Source organism: Mycobacterium sp. Dal123C01, from assembly GCF_052566995.1.
The window spans coordinates 4,780,433-4,797,704 of record NZ_CP199580.1 but is presented as its reverse complement, the minus strand read 5'-3'; the positions used below and the strand labels follow the sequence as shown (position 1 = coordinate 4,797,704).

The following is a 17,272-nucleotide window of genomic DNA, read 5'->3' as shown; positions in this document are numbered from 1 at the left end:
GATTGAAAATGGAAGGAGCGGACGCTCCCTCCATCTTTTCTGGTCGTGCCGCTTGACACCGTATCGAACAATTGTTCGAATGGAGTGATGCGGTGGGCTAACCAGGCCGTCGCCGTCAACGGTAAACCCGTCGACGACGGGGCACTACCAGGGCTGCAGCGGATCGGCCTGGTCCGAAGCGTGCGCGCGCCGCAATTCGAGGGGATCACCTTTCACGAGGTGCTGTGCAAATCGGCCCTCAATAAAATCCCTGAAGCGGCCGCGCTGCCGTTTCACTACACCGTCAACGGCTACCGCGGCTGCTCACATGCCTGCCGCTATTGTTTCGCGCGTCCCACCCACGAATACCTGGATTTCAACGCCGGCACCGACTTTGACACCCAGGTGGTGGTCAAGACCAATGTCGCGGAGGTATTGCGCCACGAGCTGCGCCGGCCGTCGTGGCGGCGCGAGACCGTCGCGCTGGGCACCAACACCGATCCCTACCAGCGCGCCGAGGGCCGCTACGCCCTGATGCCGGGCATCATCGGCGCGCTGGCCGAATCCGGCACTCCGCTGTCCATCCTGACCAAGGGCACCCTGCTGCGCCGGGACCTGCCGCTGATCGCCGCGGCGGCGCAACAAGTTCCGGTGTCGGTCGCGGTGTCGCTGGCGGTCGGCGATGCGGAACTGCACCGGGACGTCGAACCCGGGACACCGACGCCGCAGGCGCGGCTGGGCCTGATCGCCGCGATCCGCGACGCCGGCCTGGACTGCCACGTGATGGTCGCGCCGGTGCTGCCACACCTCACCGACTCCGTCGAACACCTGGACGGGCTGCTCGGCCAGATCGCGGCCGCCGGAGCCACCGGCGTGACCGTTTTCGGCCTGCATCTGCGTCGTTCGACCCGTGGCTGGTTCATGTCCTGGCTGACACGTTCGCATCCCGAGCTCGTCGGCGACTACCGCGAGTTGTATCGGCGTGGGGCGTATTTGCCGCCGGCCTATCGCGAGATGCTGCGGGCGCGGGTCGCTCCGCTGATCGCCAAACACAGCCTCACCGGCGACCACCGGCCGTTCTCACAACGGCCCGAGGCCGCCGAGCCGGAACCCGTCCAGCCGACCCTGTTTTGAGCTAGGCGGGCTTATCGCCACGGGGCTTGGTCAGGGTGAACTGCTCCACGACGGCAACCGCGCCGAACGGCCCGCGCAGCGCGTAATGCGTGGCGTTGATCGCGGTGTGGCCACCCGGCTGACCCGGATCGACGTCGAAAGCCACAAATCCGTATGGGTTGTCGCGATCGCGAAACGCCGACCAGGGCGCGTCCTCGAGGACATAGATCGGCGGCTTGCGCCCGATCGCGGGGTCGAACGCGCTGACCCCGGTGATCACCCGGCACCGAGGCTCACCGAAGAGCATCCCGTTCGTCGGCGCAGAGGTGCCTCCGCCACCGATGACGACGTGCACCGTCCCGCGGGTGGTGTCGATGACGTCATGGGGGGTGTCGACCGGTATCGGTGTTCGGGTGTCGGTGTTTTCGGTTCCGCGCAACGGATGGGACCGTTCGTAGTGGTGTTCGTGGCCGCACACCACCAGATCGACCTGATACTGGTCGAACAGGGGTAGCCATTCCTCGCGGATCCCGAGGTCGGCGCCATTGGCGCGCTCGGCGGTCGAGATGGCGGTCTGATGCATACAGATGACCACCCAGTCGATATCGGGATCGCGCTGCGCGCTCGCGAGTTCGGCTGCAAGCCAGCGCTTTTGCTCGCCACCGGAGTAGTCGTGCACGTAAAAGTTGCCGCCGTCCTGGAAGGCCACGTCGTCGTTGTTGAGGCTGATCACCCGCACCGAACCGGCGGTGAACGAATACCACAGGCCGCGCAGTTCGGGACTCGAACCGGAATCGGGCAACGCGAAGTAGGTCTGGTACGCGCCGTAGCCGACCGGCCCGTTGCCCAATTCGTTCTCGTGATTGCCCGCCGCCGGCATCCACGGCCGGTAGCGCGCCGAGCGCGTGTTGTTCTCAAACCAGTTCGACCAGGTGCGGATGCGGTCTTGTGCGAGATTGGCGTAGCACAGGTCGCCGTTGACCAGGTTGAACAACGGACCGATGCGCTCGACTGCCAGGGTGATGTCGCCGGCCGCCGGCGATCCGATGTTGTCGGTGCTGTACGTGCCGTCTGGCATCTTGTCCAGAGTCGGCGTGGACTGATCACCGAAGCTGGTGAAGCGCAATGGTTTTCGTCCCATTGGCGCGGTCCGAACGGTGCCCTGCTCGGGCTCGGCGCCGTCATGCACCGCGGCATACACATAGTCGGTATCCGGGGTCAGATTCGTCAGGCGAGCATGGTTGACACGAACTTCGTTGTTGGACTTGGCATCCCGGTAGGTGCGGGTCTCGGCGGCGACGGTGCGGCCGAACCCGGCCCCCGGCGTGCCCAGCATGACGCGCGGATTGCGGACGGCCTCGGTGCTGTGCCAGGACACCACCACCTCGGTGCCGGCGTTCTTGCCGAACTGCACGTGCAAACCGAAAACCGGCGGTGCGCCGTGCCGATCTGGCTGGCGCAAGAGGTCCGGACCGTGCGGGTTGGACCACAACAGCGCGGCTCCGCCCACCCCCACGCCGGCTCCTACGCCCATCCCGACCACCGCCGACGTGGCACTCGTCGTCAACAACCTGCAACGGGTGATGGGCATGCATGCTTCATACCCGAGCCAGACGACGGTTGGCAGATCAAGCGGTGAACGCCGGAACCGTTGGTAACGAATCCGGTAGCGTTTTCGATATGACGATCGTGATGACGAACCTGCCAAAAAGGACCAGCGCGGTCGCGTCGGCAACGTTTGCACTGGTCGCGGCAGCGGCGGGAGTGATTCTCGGACCGCCGACGGCGCATGCGGATCCGGCCGGCCACCAGGTGACTTACACCATCTCGAGCCCCAACAATCTGACCGCCACCGTCTCGTACGTGAACTCGGATCCGCCCAGCCAGGCGGCCTACAACGCGGACTCGTCGAAGTTCATGACCAGCGTGCAGGCCCCGCTCAGTGGCGGAGCACCCGTCGTTTACACCGTCACCCTGGCGAACCCGAACCAGTGGGCGACCATCAGCGCCAGCGGCATGCTGCACTGGCCGGATTCCGGCAACGGCCCTGCCGCGTTTCACTGCGAGATCGCCGTGGACGGCCAGGTGGTCGTGCACCAGGACGCCACCACCACCGTCACCTGCGCGACCCGGGCCGGGTAGTCGTCAGCCCGCGAACACGTACACCCAGGCGGTGGCGCCCGAGCGCAGCGGCACTGCGATGCGGCGGTAGTCGTCCACCTCGTACTCGTCGGCGGCGGCCAACTCCGTCTCGCTGATCTCGAACACCATCCCGTCGACATACGCATCGGTACGGTCGCTGCGCCGCAGGATCGGGTGGCGGTCGCTGCCGCTGGTCGCGATTACGTGCGGGTCGGTGATGGTGACGTGGTTCAGGTCGTATCCGACGATCGCATCGCGACGACCGGGGAGCTCCCGCCCGAAGGTCGCCCGCTGGACCTCCGGCAGCTGCAGCGTGCCGTAGGAGAACAACAGCTCGGTCATCGTGGTTCGGTCTGCGCGATCACGACGACCTCCGCCGCCTCGGCGCCGACAGCGCGGATCTTGTGGCTGACCGACGCGTCGAAGTAGGCGCTGTCGCCGGTGCCGAGTTTGATGGTCTGGTCTCCGTAATCGAGTTCGATCCGTCCCGCGTGGACGAAGACGAACTCCTGACCCGCGTGCTCGGGATGTGGATCGTCGGCCAGGTGTGCGGTCGGTCGAACGATGAACGGCGACATGGACTTTCCGAGCAGCGCGGACGCCAGCACCCGGTAGCGCTGGCCGTCGCCCCCGGCGGCGCGGTCGATGGTGATCTTCTCCTGGGCCGCCTCGTCGGAGAACAACCGCCCGACATCGACGTCGAGGGCTCGCGCGACTTTGAGGGCCACCGCGATCGACGGTGTGCTGTGCCCGCGTTCGACCTTGGACAGGTAGCTCTTGGTCAGGCCGGTCTGCTCGGCGAGCTGCTCCAGTGTCAGGCCGCGTTGTTTGCGGACGGCGCGCAGCAGGGTAGTCACCGACGATGCCTCCATTCGCAGTCCAATGACACAAGGTTTCCTAACATGCTACTTTAGTGTCATCCCGCTCGCGACCCAGGAGAAACCCTGATGGCAACCACGTTCAGCGATTCGAAATCCAACCTGATGCGTCGCGCCGAGGAACAGTTGGCCGCCAACGTTGCCGAGTCCGAGTTGACCACGCGGCAGAAGCTGGCCCTGACGTGCCGGGCCCTGTTCGACGGCGGGCATGATTCCGGGCTGGCCGGACAGATCACCGCGCGGGCCGAAGCGGACCGGACCTACTACACCCAACGGCTGGGCCTCGGGTTCGACGAGATCACCGAAGGCAATCTGCTGCTGGTCGACGAAGACCTCAACGTGCTCGACGGTGACGGAATAGCCAACCCCGCCAATCGTTTTCACAGCTGGATCTATCGCGCGCGACCCGACGTGCAATGCATCGTGCACACCCACGCCTTCCATGTGGCGGCGCTGTCCATGCTGGAGGTTCCGCTGGTCGTCTCCCACATGGACACCACGCCGTTCTACGGCGACTGTGCGTTCCTGGCCGAGTGGCCGGGCGTACCGGTCGGCAACGAGGAGGGCGAGATCATCAGCGCAGCGCTCGGGGACAAGAAGGCGGTCCTACTGGCGCATCACGGCCAGGTGATAGCCGGCGCCAGCATCGAGGAGGCCTGCTCGCTGGGGATCCTGATCGAGCGTGCGGCGAAACTGCAACTGGCAGCCATGGCCGCCGGCCGGATCAAGCCACTACCCGAGCAGTTGGCCCGCGAGGCCCACGACTGGACGTTGACACCCAAGCGCAGTCAGGCCAACTTCGCCTACTACGCGCGCCGCGCGCTGGGGCGCCACCCCGACGTCCTGTCCGGCTAGCACACCCCGTCCACCAATCCGAGGAGCTCTTCTGTGCCAGCGCCAATGATCGACGGCATCATCGCCTACCCGGTGACTCCGTACTCCGAGGCCGGCGGCATCGACACCGCCCGGCTGGCTGAGCTGGTCGAGCGGCTCATTACCGGGCACGTGCACGCGATCGCGCCGTTGGGCAGCACCGGCGAGTTGGCCTATCTCGAAGAGTCCGAGTTCGACGCCGTCGTCGACACCACGATGGCCACCGTTGCCGAGCGGGTGCCCGTCATCGTCGGTGTGTCAGATGTGACGACTGCCAAGACCATTCGGCGTGCCGAGTACGCCCAACAGGCCGGTGCCGACGTGGTGATGATCCTGCCGGTGTCCTACTGGACGCTCAGCGAGCGTGAGATCGTCCAGCACTACCGCAGCGTCAGCGACGCCATTTCCATCCCGATCATGGCCTACAACAACCCGGCGACCAGCGGCGTCGACATGCGCCCCGAATTGCTGGTCGCCCTGTTCGAGACGATCGAAAACGTCACCATGGTCAAGGAATCCACCGGCGACCTGACTCGGATGCAGCGCATCACCGAACTGTCCGGCGGTCGGCTGCCCTTCTACAACGGCAGCAACCCGCTGGTGCTCGACGCCCTGAAGGCGGGCGCCTCTGGATGGTGCACGGCCGCGCCGAACCTACGGCCCCAGCCGTGCATCGACCTGTACAACGCGGTGCAATCGGACGACCTGGAGAATGCGCAGATTCTCTACGACAACCTCAAGCCGCTGCTGGAGTTCATCGTCGCGGGCGGGCTGGCCAGCACCGTGAAGGCCGGGCTGGACCTGCTTGGTTTCCCGATCGGGGACCCGCGAGCGCCGCTGCTGCCGCTGGACGAGCAGAGCCGGGCCGAGCTGCTGATTTTATTGTCGGACGATTAACCGAGGTTCGTGGCGGCGAAGGTGTCGCACTGGTGCGGGTCGCCGCTCTGATAGCCCGCAGTGAACCACTTTTGGCGTTGCGCGGCGGATCCATGTGTCCACGACTCGGGGTTGACGCGTCCGGTCGTTTCCTTCTGAATCCGGTCATCGCCGACCGACGCCGCGGCCGAGAGCGCGTCCTGAATATCCTTGTCGCTCAACGGCTGTAGGTACGGCACACCGGTGCTTTCCTGTTTGACCGTCGATGCGTAGTGCGCCCAGATGCCGGCGTAGCAGTCGGCCTGCAACTCCGTGCGCACCCCGTTCCCGCCGGCGCCCTGCGCACCTTGCTGGGAGCGGCCCAGGATCCCCTGCAATTGCTGGACGTGGTGGCCGTATTCGTGCGCGACCACATACTCCTGCGCGAAAGGTCCACCGCTGGAACCGAATTTATCGACCAGCTCCTGGAAGAAGTCGGTGTCGAAATACGCGGTCTGATCCACCGGGCAGTAGAACGGCCCGACCGCGGTGGTCGCAGGCCCACAGCCGGTGTTCACCGAACCGCTGAACAGCCGCATATGCGGGCGGGTGTAGTCGCGCATCAGCTGATGCCACACCGCGTCCACGGAATTACCGGTGGCAACCACCCGGCACTGAACGTATTTGTTGGCGTCCGCACCGGTTCTGCACACGTTCAGGTCGAAGCCGGGTGCCACGTCCTCGCGGGTGTTCGCCGGCTGCTGGCTGATGACGCTGCCGGGATCGACACCCAGGAACAGTGCCACCACCACGATCAACAGTCCGCCGATGCCGCCACCGAGGGCCATCCGGCCGCCGCCCATACCGCCGGATGACGCCGCGGTGCTGGTGTCGATCTGCATACCCTCGTTGAAGGTCATGGTTCAGCTTTGCACACAGTAGCTACCCAGGGCCGTCGCTGGCCGCGGCCAGTAGCGGCACCAGCACATCGCTGATCGGGGTGGCCAATCCGTGCGCGCGTGCCTTGCGAATGATCACCCCGTTGCGGATGTCCCATTCCATCGGCCGGTGATACTCCCGGTCGGCCAGTATCGAGGTGCCCATGTCTTCGGGTGCCTGACGGAACAGGTCGACCAACTCGTCGACCACGCCGTCCGGCAGCCGGGCGCCCTCGGCCCGCGCGACCGCCAGGCATTCGGCCACATAGCGGCGCCCCAGCCCGGCGACATCGTCGCGGCGAAACATTCCGGACCGCCGCCCGGATAGCGCCATGAACCCGGCCAGCGCATTGGTGAGTAGCTTGCGCCAGCCCGCCGTGATGAGGTCGGGGTCGCAGTCGACCCGGCAGCCGGCGCCGCGCAGCAACTCGGCGACCGTCTCGGCCGACGGCCCGCTGGGCAGCACCATCGCGGCTTCACCGCGCAGCCGCACCCACCCCTGCGGCTGGGTCTCGGCGGAATACCAGACGATGCCGGGGATCACCGCCGACGACGGGCACAGCGGCTGGACCTGCTCGACCTGCTCGACGCCGTTCTGCAGCACCGTGACGATGGTGTGCTCGCCGCACAGCCGCGACAGCCAGCCGGCCGCGTCATCGTTCTGGGTGGCCTTGACCGCCAGGATCACCAGGTCGACGGGACCGGACACTTGACTGGTTAGGAGGGCGGGGTCGGTGCGCACCGGCCCGGGCACCACGATCGCGTCCTGCCCGTCGGGACGCAGTTCGATGTTGTCCCGGGCGCTGCGACCGCAAACCAGCACCGAATGCCCGGCCTGGTACAGCAGCGCGGCCACCGTCGTACCGACGGCGCCGGGACCGACGAGTGCAATGTTTGTGGCAATAGGAGCGAAGTTACGCCGCCTTCGGCGCCGCGTGCCGGAGTGGTGCCGTCCAACGACGGCGCACGCGTGAATCCACACCGCCGCGACATCGTTTAAGACACCGAGCACTCAGCTGACGATCTATCGCCAGCACAACGTTCGCGGCCGTACGACAGGAAGGTTCCAGTGGCTCGAGACGAGCAGCACTTCGACCGCCGCGAAATGGAGATAGTTCACACCATGTTCCGCCGCGAATTCGGACACCTCCCGAGACTGATCCGCGAGGCAGCGAACGTTGAGCGGGCCAGAATCATCGCCGGCCACTTCGCCTTGATAAATGGGGCGCTGCACCATCATCACTGCTCCGAGGATCATCTTGTCTGGCCGCTCCTGAAGAAACGAGCAGGCAATTCCATCGGAAAACACGTACAGATGATGGAGGCGCAACACGACGCGTTAGCGATCCGTCTTGAGCAGTTAAGCGTTGGTATCCGTACGTGGTTAGCGGACGACGCGGCCGCCAATGGCCCCGAATCTGACGCGAGTCGACTGGCCGTGTTGCTGGACGAGCATCTAGCCGCCGAAGAGGAACTCGTTGTCCCATTAATGGAGCAATACACCACCGCAGACGAGTGGGACGCGATAGTCAGAGAGGGCGCCGCCGCGGGTGACCCCGCTACGCTCCCTCTCGCTTTTGGAATGCTCATGTATGAAGGCAATTTCGAAGTCGTTGGCCGGGCTCTTGACCGCTTGCCCGCAGACGTGCGGTCGGCAGTCAGCACCCTTGCTGCCGACTCTTTTTCCCACCATTCGCAGCGCGTGTACGGCACGAGCACGCCGCTACGCAGCACAGAATTATGAGCCAAGCAGGGAAGAAGGGCGCTAAGTAGCCCTGGCGGTCATGGGTGTTGAACCCATACCGAAAGCAGTAGTAAGCCCAACGAGGTCAGCAGCAGAAGTGTGCAGCACAACGACCAAACCGCCGCCCTCGCATAGCTATCCGACTTACCAGCGGCGTCGACTGTCGGCAATCGCCCATCTCCGACAGCGAGCCAAAGCGCATCGGGAAGCCTCATCGGGCCAGGTTGGGTGTTGGCATTAACAGGTCCCCCTAGCGTGTCGTCATTACCCGGTGACGGGTCATCGATGCAAGGACAGGGTCGTTACCCGACGGCGATATCACCGAAATAGCCTGGGGGGAAGATGTTTCGGGGTAGGTGAGTCTTATCCGGATTGGCGTCTCTCACCGCGTTATCCGCGGAGGCGCTCTCGACCGCGTGTTCTGGCGCGCCGTTCAACACTCGCGCGCGATAGTCGTGAGGTGTTTCATCAAACGTCGCCTTGAATAGTCGTGAGAAGTGGCTGCCGCTGCCGAGCCCCCATCGGGCGGCGATCGAGTACATCGGCGTCTCCGCGAGCGCCGCATTGGTCAAATCCCTGCGGCAGTGGTCGATCCGCCGATCACGTATCCACCCGCTTACCGTCTGACCTTCCTGTTGAAACAACAGTTGCAGGTAGCGCACCGAAATATGGTGTGCTGCAGCGATCGTCGAAATGTCGAGCGCGTGATCGTCGAGTCGTTCTTCAATGAAGGCGCGGATCCGCAGCAATAAGGTCCGCCGGTCGGCGTGATTCCACGCGGTTTCATCGGGTAACTGGTCGATAAACGATGCCGCAAACATGTCCAGTATTGCGTCAGCGAGATGAGTGGTGGCGCTGCCAAATTCGCCCGTCGCTGTCTTGCCAAGCTCAACAACGAGCGACGACACCATTAACCCCAGGCCCGCACGACCACTGATCGGTCGAGCCGTGAGCTCCGACAGCTGCGATACCGGCAGCCGCAGCAAGTTGCGAGGAAACATGACGGTCTGCATCTGAAACGGACCGCGGGCCAACAACTGGTACGGGCGCGCGGTGTCATAGATGACATAGTCGCCCGGTTTGAGCACGGCCTCCCGGTCACCCTGAGATACCAAACTGGAGCCCGTAAGCTGCACACCGACCTTGAGGTATTCGGCTGAGCTGCGTTCAATCAGCTTGTTGGTACGTCTGACCGCTATATCGTTGGCGACTTGCACCCTTGCCAGTTGAACCGTACCCAAGGCGGTCGAACGCACCCCCCCGCTGAACGCCTTGACGTCATCCATCGACAACGCCACCGGTAGCACATTGGTCGATACGGCTTCAGAAAAAGCGTCGAACCGATGGGTTTCGTTCGGTCGATCGTTCGGTCCTGTGGTTCGCACGGCTAGACCATCCAAGAGTTGGTAGCACTCAGCGCTTCGGCGGCGCCGAAGACGCTTTCGTTCGGGGACAACATCGCCAAATCCCGTGAGCGCAGCACTGCGTCGAGATGCCGATGTTCGTCGACGGCATTATTTCTACCGATTACAAACGATTTTTTCCGCCGAAGGATTCTCGAGGAAGCGTTCCCGAAGCGACGCTGTAGAGAGGATACACCCCGGAAACCCGTGTCGGGATGCGGTGTGCGCGCCCAGCAAATATCGTTGCGCGGGTGGACAAGGGTGCCGGTAGCCGGCGATAAACCCACCATGATCGCGCCCTAATACCATCGTCCGTGGGTGGGCCGTCGCTGGCGCCACGCGGATACATTCCGACAGTGTGACCACACGTATTCGGGCCATTACCAACGGATTCGCGCGAGGAGCCGCGTCCGCCACACCGGCAACCGAACCGGCGGTTCTCGACGCGGGGTCGCGAATGCGATTTGAGGACGAAGCAATCCCTTTGCTGTCCACCCTGCATCGCGTCGCCAGACAGTTGACGAATAATGCCGCTGATGCCGATGATCTCGTTCAGGAGACGATGGTTCGAGCTTACCGCGGGTTCATCGCCAACCAATCCCAAATACATACCAGAGCATGGTTTATCCGCATTATGCAGAACATTTGGATCGACGACTACCGTCGCATGCAGCGCAGACCCATTGAGTGCCTAACCGGCGATATGGGTGACTGGGAATGGCACACGCGGTACCGACAGGCCCTGGAGACCCGAGATGTCGTCGAGGCGCAGCTCATCGGAACTTCAGCGGACATGGATGTCAGGAAAGCATTTCGGTCCCTACCTGACGAGCTGCGCCTAGTGCTGTACTACGCGTACGTCGAAGGGCTTCCTCACAAAGATATTGCGGAGCTCGAATCCATTCCCCTGGGCACGGTGATGTCGAGGCTCCATCGCGCCCGACGTCAGCTACGAAGGCTGCTCAGCCAGGATTTGTCGTCTGTGTATGTCGACCCGGATGCCGACGACGCCGATGTCGCCTGAGTGTGATGCCAGGAATGCGAGACATCACCAAAGCCGACTGCTTGCTGGCTCGGCCGCGTTTCGAGGATGCCGCGCGTTACGCTAGCAACCAGTGACCGTGGCCGACGACCCATTGGAACGCGCGACCGAATTGGGACGGTTGGCCGCGCTGTTGGATGACGCGCAGTCGGGCCGCGGCCAGGTATGTGTCATCGAGGGGCCGAGCGGCATCGGTAAGTCGCGGCTACTTGCCGGTTGTATGGATCTGGCCGCAGAGCGGGCAATGCAGGTGCTGCGCGTCCGCTGCAGTGAGCTGACGCGTGACCATCCGTTTGGTGTTGCTCACAATTTATTTGGCCCGACGCTTCTGCGATCTGACTCGGCGATGCGTGCTCGCCTCATGCAAGGGCCGGCCTCGCTGGCCGAGGCACTTTTCAGTCAATGCGTCGCGACCGACGAATTCGCGGTCCTGCATGGCCTGTACTGGTTAACCGTCAACCTTGTCGAACAGCATCCGCTGGCGGTTCTCGTCGACGATCTGCCTTGGGCAGACCAGTCCTCGCAGCGGTTCTTCGCCTATCTCGCAGAACGCTTGGACGATTTGCCGGTCGCTCTGGTTGTCACGATCAGAACGGGCGATCCCGGTTCGGAGTCGGCGTCGATTGGTTCGGTATGGGACTCCGCAACCACCGCGGCAATCCGTCCCTCGACGCTGAGCCCGCAAGCGGTGGCGGCGATGCTTGATCGAGCTCTCCCGGAGCATCGGGGAGATGATGATCTTGTCGCTGCGGTCATGAATCTCACCGGCGGGAACCCCTTCTTCGTGGGAGCGGTCACCGATGCGATGCGCGCTGGTGAAGATCCGACGTCAACTACACCGGGATCGGTGCGTCGCCAGGTCAGCCGTCGGCTGGCACGGTTGGGTCAATCGGCAAGTGCATTAGCTAAAGCGGCCTCGGTCATTGGTGATGATGCAAGCCTTTGCGATGTGTCGCGACTTGCCGGCCTGGAAGTTGATCGTGGGGTCGTGCTGGCCGAAGAACTCGTCGCTGCCAATCTCATGCAGAGATCAGACCCAGTGATGTTCGCGCACAGCATCATCCGTGAAGCAACATATGGTCTGCTGCAGGGTGAAGAACGTTTGACATTGCATGCCCAGGCAGCGCGAATTTTGGCTGATGGTGGGGCGGAGTCCGAGGTCGTGGCCGAGCACCTCCTGCTGGCAGCCGCCGGCGAGGATCCATGGGTTCTGCGTGCATTGCGCGACGCGGGTCGTGCGGCGGCTCGAAAGGGCGTCCATTCAGCTGCGCTTCGTTACCTGCGTCATGCGCTACGGGTTGCTCCGATAGATCGGATCCCACCGCGTCTACTCATCGATCTCGGGCTGAGCGAAGCCGCGGCCGGTGAAGTGATGTCGTTGCACCGCTTCGAACAAGCGCTCAACTTGATGGACGACCCGGCCGAACGTGCCGACGCGTTGTACTCGCTCGGTGAAACCCTCTACCGATTCGGTCGATTCGCCGAGGCCGGTGCCACCTTTCGTCGTGGCGCTGAGCTGTTTGATGCCGGGCAACGCGACATTCGAATGCGATTCGAAGGTGCCGCGTGGAGTGCAGAAGCTCATCTGGGGCCAACGCAGAGCGTGCCGGTTGAGGCGATCAGCGGCGACGGCCCTCATCACCGCATGGTTCTAGCGGTACAAGCCCTTCGGGACTCGTTGACTAGACCGCCGGCCGATCGGACGGCGGTGCTGGCACTACGCGCATTGAGCAGGGGAGCGCTGCTTGCCGACCAAGGTGCCCAAGGACCCAGCGTGGATCTGGCGACACTCGCGCTGCTGCATTGCGAACGACTGGTCGAAGCCAACGAGGTCGCTGATGCCACTGTCCAGGATGCCCTCGACCGAGGTGCGCAACTGGCGTACGCGGAAGCATCTCTGATACGAGCGCAGATCCTCTACGCTCGTGGCCGCATTGCCGATGCCGCAGCGGATGCGCAAGCTGCTCTGGACCGCCTTGAACTCAGGCAGCATGTGTATGCGCATAGTGCGCGGGCCGTGCTTGTGCAGTGCATGATCGAACGTGGTGAGCTAGACGCGGCCCAGGAAATGCTCGACTACACGACCACTCAACTGGCAGATACACCGGCGATCAACGCACATCTCCTTGTTGCGCGCGCGCGTCTTCGTCTCGTTCGTGGTGAAACGGATGCTGCGGTAGCTGATTTGAATGAATTGCAGGGGTGCCTGCATAGCGATATGGACCAGAATCCCTCGATATTGCGTTGGCGCTCGCTTGCCGGCATGGCAGCGCACCGGCTCGGAGATGCCAAAACGGGTCAGCGACTATTCGACGAAGAACTCAGCCTCGCCCGGTCGTTCTGTCTGCCCATCAGCATCGGTGTAGCTACGCGCCGCAGGGCAAGCACAGAATCGGGTGAGCGGGCGTTTGCCAGTCTGCGGGAGGCCGTAGAGATCCTGCAATCCACCGAAGCGCCTTTGCAGTTGGCCCGTGCTCATGCCGCCCTCGGCCGCCGTCTGCGCCGCCAAGGCCAGCAAGTAGAGGCGCGTAAACACCTAAAGATCGCTCTAGACCTCGCATACCGTTGCAGCGCAACGCTATTGGAAAGTGAAACGCGCGAAGAGCTGGTGGCGGCGGGGGGCCGGCCGCGCCGCCCGGTGGTGACTGGAGTCGAATCCCTAACGCCCACCGAGGCGCGGATCGCCCGTCTTACCGCCCAGGGACTTTCCAATCGCGATATCGCCGAACAACTCTTCGTTTCGAGCAACACCATTGCATGGCATCTGCGAAACGTTTTCCGCAAACTGGCCATCGATTCACGCGACCAACTCAAAAGGCAGCTGGACGCGGCGCTCAAGCCGAGTGTTTGATGCTGTCTGGGGTCGCTGAGCTTCGGAGTCAACGCTGCTGGCCCTCGCGGCCCAGAAATCACCGCCCCTTAGACTGGGCAGTCGTCCAAGGTAAAGGGGAGTGTTTGTGCTGCGCAGCCGCACCGCTGGTTCGCTACGGGATCGCGACTCCGGCCAGCAGGTGACTCTGGTCGGGTGGGTGGCTCGCCGCCGCGACCACGGTGGCGTCATCTTCATCGACCTGCGGGACGCCTCCGGCATCGCGCAGGTGGTCTTCCGCGCCGCCGACGTGCTGGAGCAGGCGCACCGGTTGCGCGCCGAATTCTGCGTCGCGGTGCAAGGCATCGTCGAGATCCGCCCGGAAGGCAACGCCAACGCCGAGATACCCACCGGCGATGTCGAGGTGAATGCCACGTCACTAACCGTGCTAGGCGAATGCGCGCCGCTGCCATTCCAGCTGGATGAGCCGGCGGGGGAGGAACTGCGGCTGAAGTACCGCTACCTCGACCTGCGTCGCGACGGCCCGGCTGCGGCAATTCGGTTGCGCTCCAAGGTGAATGCCGCCGCCCGTTCGGTGCTGGCGCAGCAGGACTTCGTCGAGATCGAGACGCCGACGATCACCCGCTCGACGCCGGAGGGCGCGCGCGACTTCCTGGTGCCGGCCCGGCTGCACCCCGGATCGTTCTACGCCCTGCCGCAGAGCCCGCAGCTGTTCAAGCAGTTGCTGATGGTGGCCGGGATGGAACGCTATTACCAGATCGCCCGCTGTTACCGCGACGAGGATTTCCGCGCCGACCGGCAACCGGAATTCACCCAGCTCGACATGGAGATGAGCTTCGTCGACGTCGAGGACATCATCGCGATTTCCGAGGAGATCCTGACCGCGCTGTGGGCGCTGATCGGCTATCGAATCCCGACGCCGATCCCGCGGATCAGCTATGCCGACGCCATGCAACGGTTCGGCTCCGACAAGCCCGACATGCGATTTGGGCTGGAGCTCGTCGAGTGCACAGAGTTCTTCTCCGACACCACATTTCGGGTCTTCCAGGCGCCGTATGTCGGCGCGGTGGTGATGCCCGGCGGGGCCTCGCAGCCGCGGCGCACGCTGGACGGGTGGCAGGAGTGGGCCAAGCAGCGCGGGCACCGGGGGCTGGCCTATGTGCTGGTGGGCGACGCGTCATCTGGAGGCGAGCTGAGCGGTCCGGTGGCCAAGAACTTGAGCGACGCCGAACGCGACGGCCTGGCCGCTCACGTCGGGGCCAGTCCCGGCGACTGCATCTTCTTCTCGGCCGGACCGTCGAAGTCGTCGCGGGCACTGTTGGGCGCCGCCCGCGGTGAGATCGCCAACCGGCTCAACCTGATTGACGCCGACGCCTGGGCGTTCGTCTGGGTGGTCGACCCGCCGCTGTTCGAGCCCGCCGAAGACGCGACCGCCGCCGGTGATGTGGCGGTGGGCTCCGGCGCGTGGACCGCGGTGCATCACGCGTTCACCTCGCCCAAGCCCGAGTACCAGGGCGTAGTCGACACCGATCCCGGTCGGGTGCTGGCCGATGCCTACGACATCGTCTGCAATGGCAACGAGATCGGCGGCGGCTCGATCCGTATCCACCGCCGTGACATCCAGGAGCGGGTGTTCGCGGTGATGGGCCTGGACAAGGCCGAGGCCGAGGATAAGTTCGGATTCCTGTTGGAGGCCTTCACGTTTGGCGCGCCTCCGCACGGCGGAATCGCGTTCGGCTGGGACCGGATCAACGCGCTGCTGTCCGGGGTGGACTCCATCCGTGAGGTGATCGCCTTCCCCAAGACCGGCGGCGGCGTCGACCCGCTGACCGACGCGCCCGCGCCGATCACCGCGCAGCAGCGCAAGGAATCCGGAATAGACGCCAAGCCCAAACAAGTTGACCAGGCATGACTGAAGAGTTTCCGGACACCGCAACGATCAACGCGTTCAACAACAACATCGTTGACGAATTCCGGGCCAATGACGGCAAGGTCGGTGGCCCATTCGAAAACGGTAACCTGTTGCTGCTCACCACGACGGGGGCCAAATCCGGCGAGTCCCGGCTATCGCCGTTGGCCTACTTCCAGATCGACGGCAAGCTGATCATCATCGGCTCGTTCGCGGGTGCGCCCAAGGATCCGGCCTGGGTGCACAATCTGCGGGCCAACCCGCAGGCGCACGTCGAGGTCGGCACCGACGCGTATGACGTGACGGCGCACGAACTGCCGCCCGCCGAGCGCAACGAGCTCTTCGATGAGATCAGCACCGCGTCACCGGGCTTCGCCGAATACCAGGCCAAGACCAGCCGGGTGATACCGCTTTTCGAATTGCGGCGAAACTAACTCCGGCTGGAATTGCCCCGCGCTTGTGCGCTGAGGTAAGCACACGTCATGAGCACATCGCTTCTGACGCGGCCCTTCGCGGGCAGAGCCGCGGTCGTCGGGGGTTTGAAACGGGTACGTGGCGTGTGGTTCAACCTGTTGCAGACCTCGGTGACTGCGGGTCTGGCCTGGTACATCGCCCACGACGTGCTCGCGCACCCGCAACCGTTCTTCGCGCCGATCGCCGCGGCAGTGTCCTTGTCGACGAGCAACGTGCTGCGCGCGCAACGCGCCATCCAGATGATGATCGGCGTGACCCTGGGCATCGGCACGGGAACCTTGGTGCAGGGATTGCTCGGACCCGGAGCTGTGTCCATCGCGCTCGCCGCGCTGATCGCGTTGCTGGCCGCGGTGTTCATCGGTCAGGGCTACATCGGCCAGGGGATGATGTTCGCCAACCAGACCGTCGTGTCGTCGATCCTGGTGCTCGCCCTCTACCGCAGCGGCGTCGGGTGGGAACGCATTTTCGACGCGCTGATCGGTGGGGGCCTGGCTATCGTCGTCGCCGTCCTGCTGTTCCCGGCCAATCCGCTGGCCGTGTTGCGCAGCGCGCGCGTCGAAGTGCTACGCACGCTGCACTCGGTGCTGACCCGCACCGGCGATCTCGCCTGCGGCCGTCTCGCGCCCGCGCCCGACTGGCCGTTGCCGGCCGTCGACAGGGTGCACGAACAGCTGGGTGGACTCATCCAGGCGCGGACCACCGCGCGTCAGGTCGTGCGACTCGCGCCGCGGCGCTGGGGACTTCGCGACGCCGTCCGGGGTGCCGATCACCAGGGCCTGCAGCTGGCCCTGCTGGCCGGCTCCGTGCTGCAGCTGGCCCGCGCGGTCGTGCCGGCCTTCCAGTCCGGTGCGGACGACTGCTGCGACCGCCTCCCGCAACCCGCGGAGGCGGTGTTGATCGACCTCGCCAGGGCGACTGCACTCGCGGATTCGGATCCCGCGGCCGCGAGCGTCCATGTCGACGCCGCTCAACGGCATGCGTCGGCGCTGCTGGCCAATGCCCGCGAAAGAACCGAAGTGGTGCTGGCCGACGTCGTCCAGGCATGTGTCGACGATCTGCAGCGGGTGATCGAGTTGCACCAGCCGTAGGAGC

At 64.4% G+C, this 17,272-nt stretch carries 16 protein-coding genes; 10 read left to right on the top strand and 6 right to left on the bottom strand.

What is annotated here, in order from left to right; translation table 11 throughout:
• Nucleotides 1–87: 87 nt before the first annotated feature.
• Nucleotides 88–1,113 (top strand): Rv2578c family radical SAM protein, encoded by a 1,026-nt coding sequence (locus tag ACTXG5_RS22395; RefSeq protein WP_445160871.1) that lies wholly within the window; start codon nucleotides 88–90, stop codon nucleotides 1,111–1,113.
• A gap of 1 nt (nucleotide 1,114) precedes the next feature.
• On the opposite strand, the gene ACTXG5_RS22390 is transcribed toward ACTXG5_RS22395, so the two are convergent.
• The gene (locus tag ACTXG5_RS22390) at nucleotides 1,115–2,683 is read right to left on the bottom strand and encodes a purple acid phosphatase family protein (protein ID WP_445160870.1); all 1,569 of its coding nucleotides are present in this window, start codon (nucleotides 2,681–2,683) and stop codon (nucleotides 1,115–1,117) included.
• 101 nt (nucleotides 2,684–2,784) lie between these two features.
• Between ACTXG5_RS22390 and ACTXG5_RS22385 the strand changes: the two genes are divergently transcribed.
• Nucleotides 2,785–3,234 carry a hypothetical protein gene (locus ACTXG5_RS22385; RefSeq protein ID WP_445164549.1) on the top strand — a complete coding sequence of 150 codons (450 nt, stop codon included), beginning with the start codon at nucleotides 2,785–2,787 and terminating at the stop codon, nucleotides 3,232–3,234.
• Between the two features lie 3 nt (nucleotides 3,235–3,237).
• Here ACTXG5_RS22385 and ACTXG5_RS22380 read toward each other — a convergent pair whose 3' ends face one another.
• Nucleotides 3,238–3,576, bottom strand: a complete 339-nt coding sequence (locus ACTXG5_RS22380) for a gamma-glutamylcyclotransferase family protein (protein ID WP_445160869.1) — start codon at nucleotides 3,574–3,576, stop codon at nucleotides 3,238–3,240.
• Nucleotides 3,573–4,091 carry a helix-turn-helix domain-containing protein gene (locus tag ACTXG5_RS22375; protein ID WP_445160868.1) on the bottom strand — a complete coding sequence of 173 codons (519 nt, stop codon included), beginning with the start codon at nucleotides 4,089–4,091 and terminating at the stop codon, nucleotides 3,573–3,575. Before ACTXG5_RS22375 ends, ACTXG5_RS22380 begins: the two co-directional genes overlap by 4 nt.
• Before the next feature lie 90 nt (nucleotides 4,092–4,181).
• On the opposite strand from ACTXG5_RS22375, the gene ACTXG5_RS22370 reads away from it, so the two are divergent.
• On the top strand, nucleotides 4,182–4,967 hold the full coding sequence (locus ACTXG5_RS22370) for an aldolase (RefSeq protein WP_445160867.1): 786 nt from the start codon (nucleotides 4,182–4,184) through the stop codon (nucleotides 4,965–4,967).
• A 45-nt stretch (nucleotides 4,968–5,012) separates the two neighbouring features.
• Nucleotides 5,013–5,882: a dihydrodipicolinate synthase family protein gene (locus ACTXG5_RS22365; RefSeq protein ID WP_445164548.1), complete on the top strand. Its 870-nt coding sequence runs from the start codon at nucleotides 5,013–5,015 to the stop codon at nucleotides 5,880–5,882.
• Here ACTXG5_RS22365 and ypfJ read toward each other — a convergent pair.
• Both ypfJ and ACTXG5_RS22355 read right to left on the bottom strand, forming a co-directional pair.
• A complete protein-coding gene (gene ypfJ, locus ACTXG5_RS22360; RefSeq protein ID WP_445160866.1) occupies nucleotides 5,879–6,760 on the bottom strand; it encodes a KPN_02809 family neutral zinc metallopeptidase in 882 nt (293 codons plus the stop codon). The genes ACTXG5_RS22365 and ypfJ overlap by 4 nt on opposite strands.
• Before the next feature lie 22 nt (nucleotides 6,761–6,782).
• A complete protein-coding gene (locus ACTXG5_RS22355; protein ID WP_445164547.1) occupies nucleotides 6,783–7,682 on the bottom strand; it encodes an oxidoreductase in 900 nt (299 codons plus the stop codon).
• Nucleotides 7,683–7,847: 165 nt separating this feature from the next.
• Here ACTXG5_RS22355 and ACTXG5_RS22350 point away from each other — a divergent pair, with 165 nt between their 5' ends.
• Nucleotides 7,848–8,522 (top strand): hemerythrin domain-containing protein, encoded by a 675-nt coding sequence (locus tag ACTXG5_RS22350; RefSeq protein WP_445160865.1) that lies wholly within the window; start codon nucleotides 7,848–7,850, stop codon nucleotides 8,520–8,522.
• A gap of 302 nt (nucleotides 8,523–8,824) precedes the next feature.
• Here ACTXG5_RS22350 and ACTXG5_RS22345 read toward each other — a convergent pair whose 3' ends face one another.
• Nucleotides 8,825–9,907: an AraC-like ligand-binding domain-containing protein gene (locus tag ACTXG5_RS22345; protein WP_445160864.1), complete on the bottom strand. Its 1,083-nt coding sequence runs from the start codon at nucleotides 9,905–9,907 to the stop codon at nucleotides 8,825–8,827.
• A 475-nt stretch (nucleotides 9,908–10,382) separates the two neighbouring features.
• Here ACTXG5_RS22345 and ACTXG5_RS22340 point away from each other — a divergent pair, with 475 nt between their 5' ends.
• The 5 genes from ACTXG5_RS22340 (at nucleotide 10,383) to ACTXG5_RS22320 (ending at nucleotide 17,268) form a co-directional block, all read left to right on the top strand.
• Nucleotides 10,383–10,949 carry a sigma-70 family RNA polymerase sigma factor gene (locus ACTXG5_RS22340; protein WP_445160863.1) on the top strand — a complete coding sequence of 189 codons (567 nt, stop codon included), beginning with the start codon at nucleotides 10,383–10,385 and terminating at the stop codon, nucleotides 10,947–10,949.
• A gap of 91 nt (nucleotides 10,950–11,040) precedes the next feature.
• A complete protein-coding gene (locus ACTXG5_RS22335) occupies nucleotides 11,041–13,818 on the top strand; it encodes a helix-turn-helix transcriptional regulator (protein ID WP_445160862.1) in 2,778 nt (925 codons plus the stop codon).
• A 100-nt stretch (nucleotides 13,819–13,918) separates the two neighbouring features.
• On the top strand, nucleotides 13,919–15,709 hold the full coding sequence (gene aspS / locus ACTXG5_RS22330) for an aspartate--tRNA ligase (protein ID WP_445160861.1): 1,791 nt from the start codon (nucleotides 13,919–13,921) through the stop codon (nucleotides 15,707–15,709).
• Entirely contained in the window at nucleotides 15,706–16,140 is a 435-nt protein-coding gene (locus ACTXG5_RS22325) for a nitroreductase family deazaflavin-dependent oxidoreductase (protein ID WP_445160860.1), read from the top strand. Before aspS ends, ACTXG5_RS22325 begins: the two co-directional genes overlap by 4 nt.
• Before the next feature lie 48 nt (nucleotides 16,141–16,188).
• On the top strand, nucleotides 16,189–17,268 hold the full coding sequence (locus ACTXG5_RS22320) for an FUSC family protein (RefSeq protein WP_445160859.1): 1,080 nt from the start codon (nucleotides 16,189–16,191) through the stop codon (nucleotides 17,266–17,268).
• Nucleotides 17,269–17,272 lie beyond the last annotated feature (4 nt).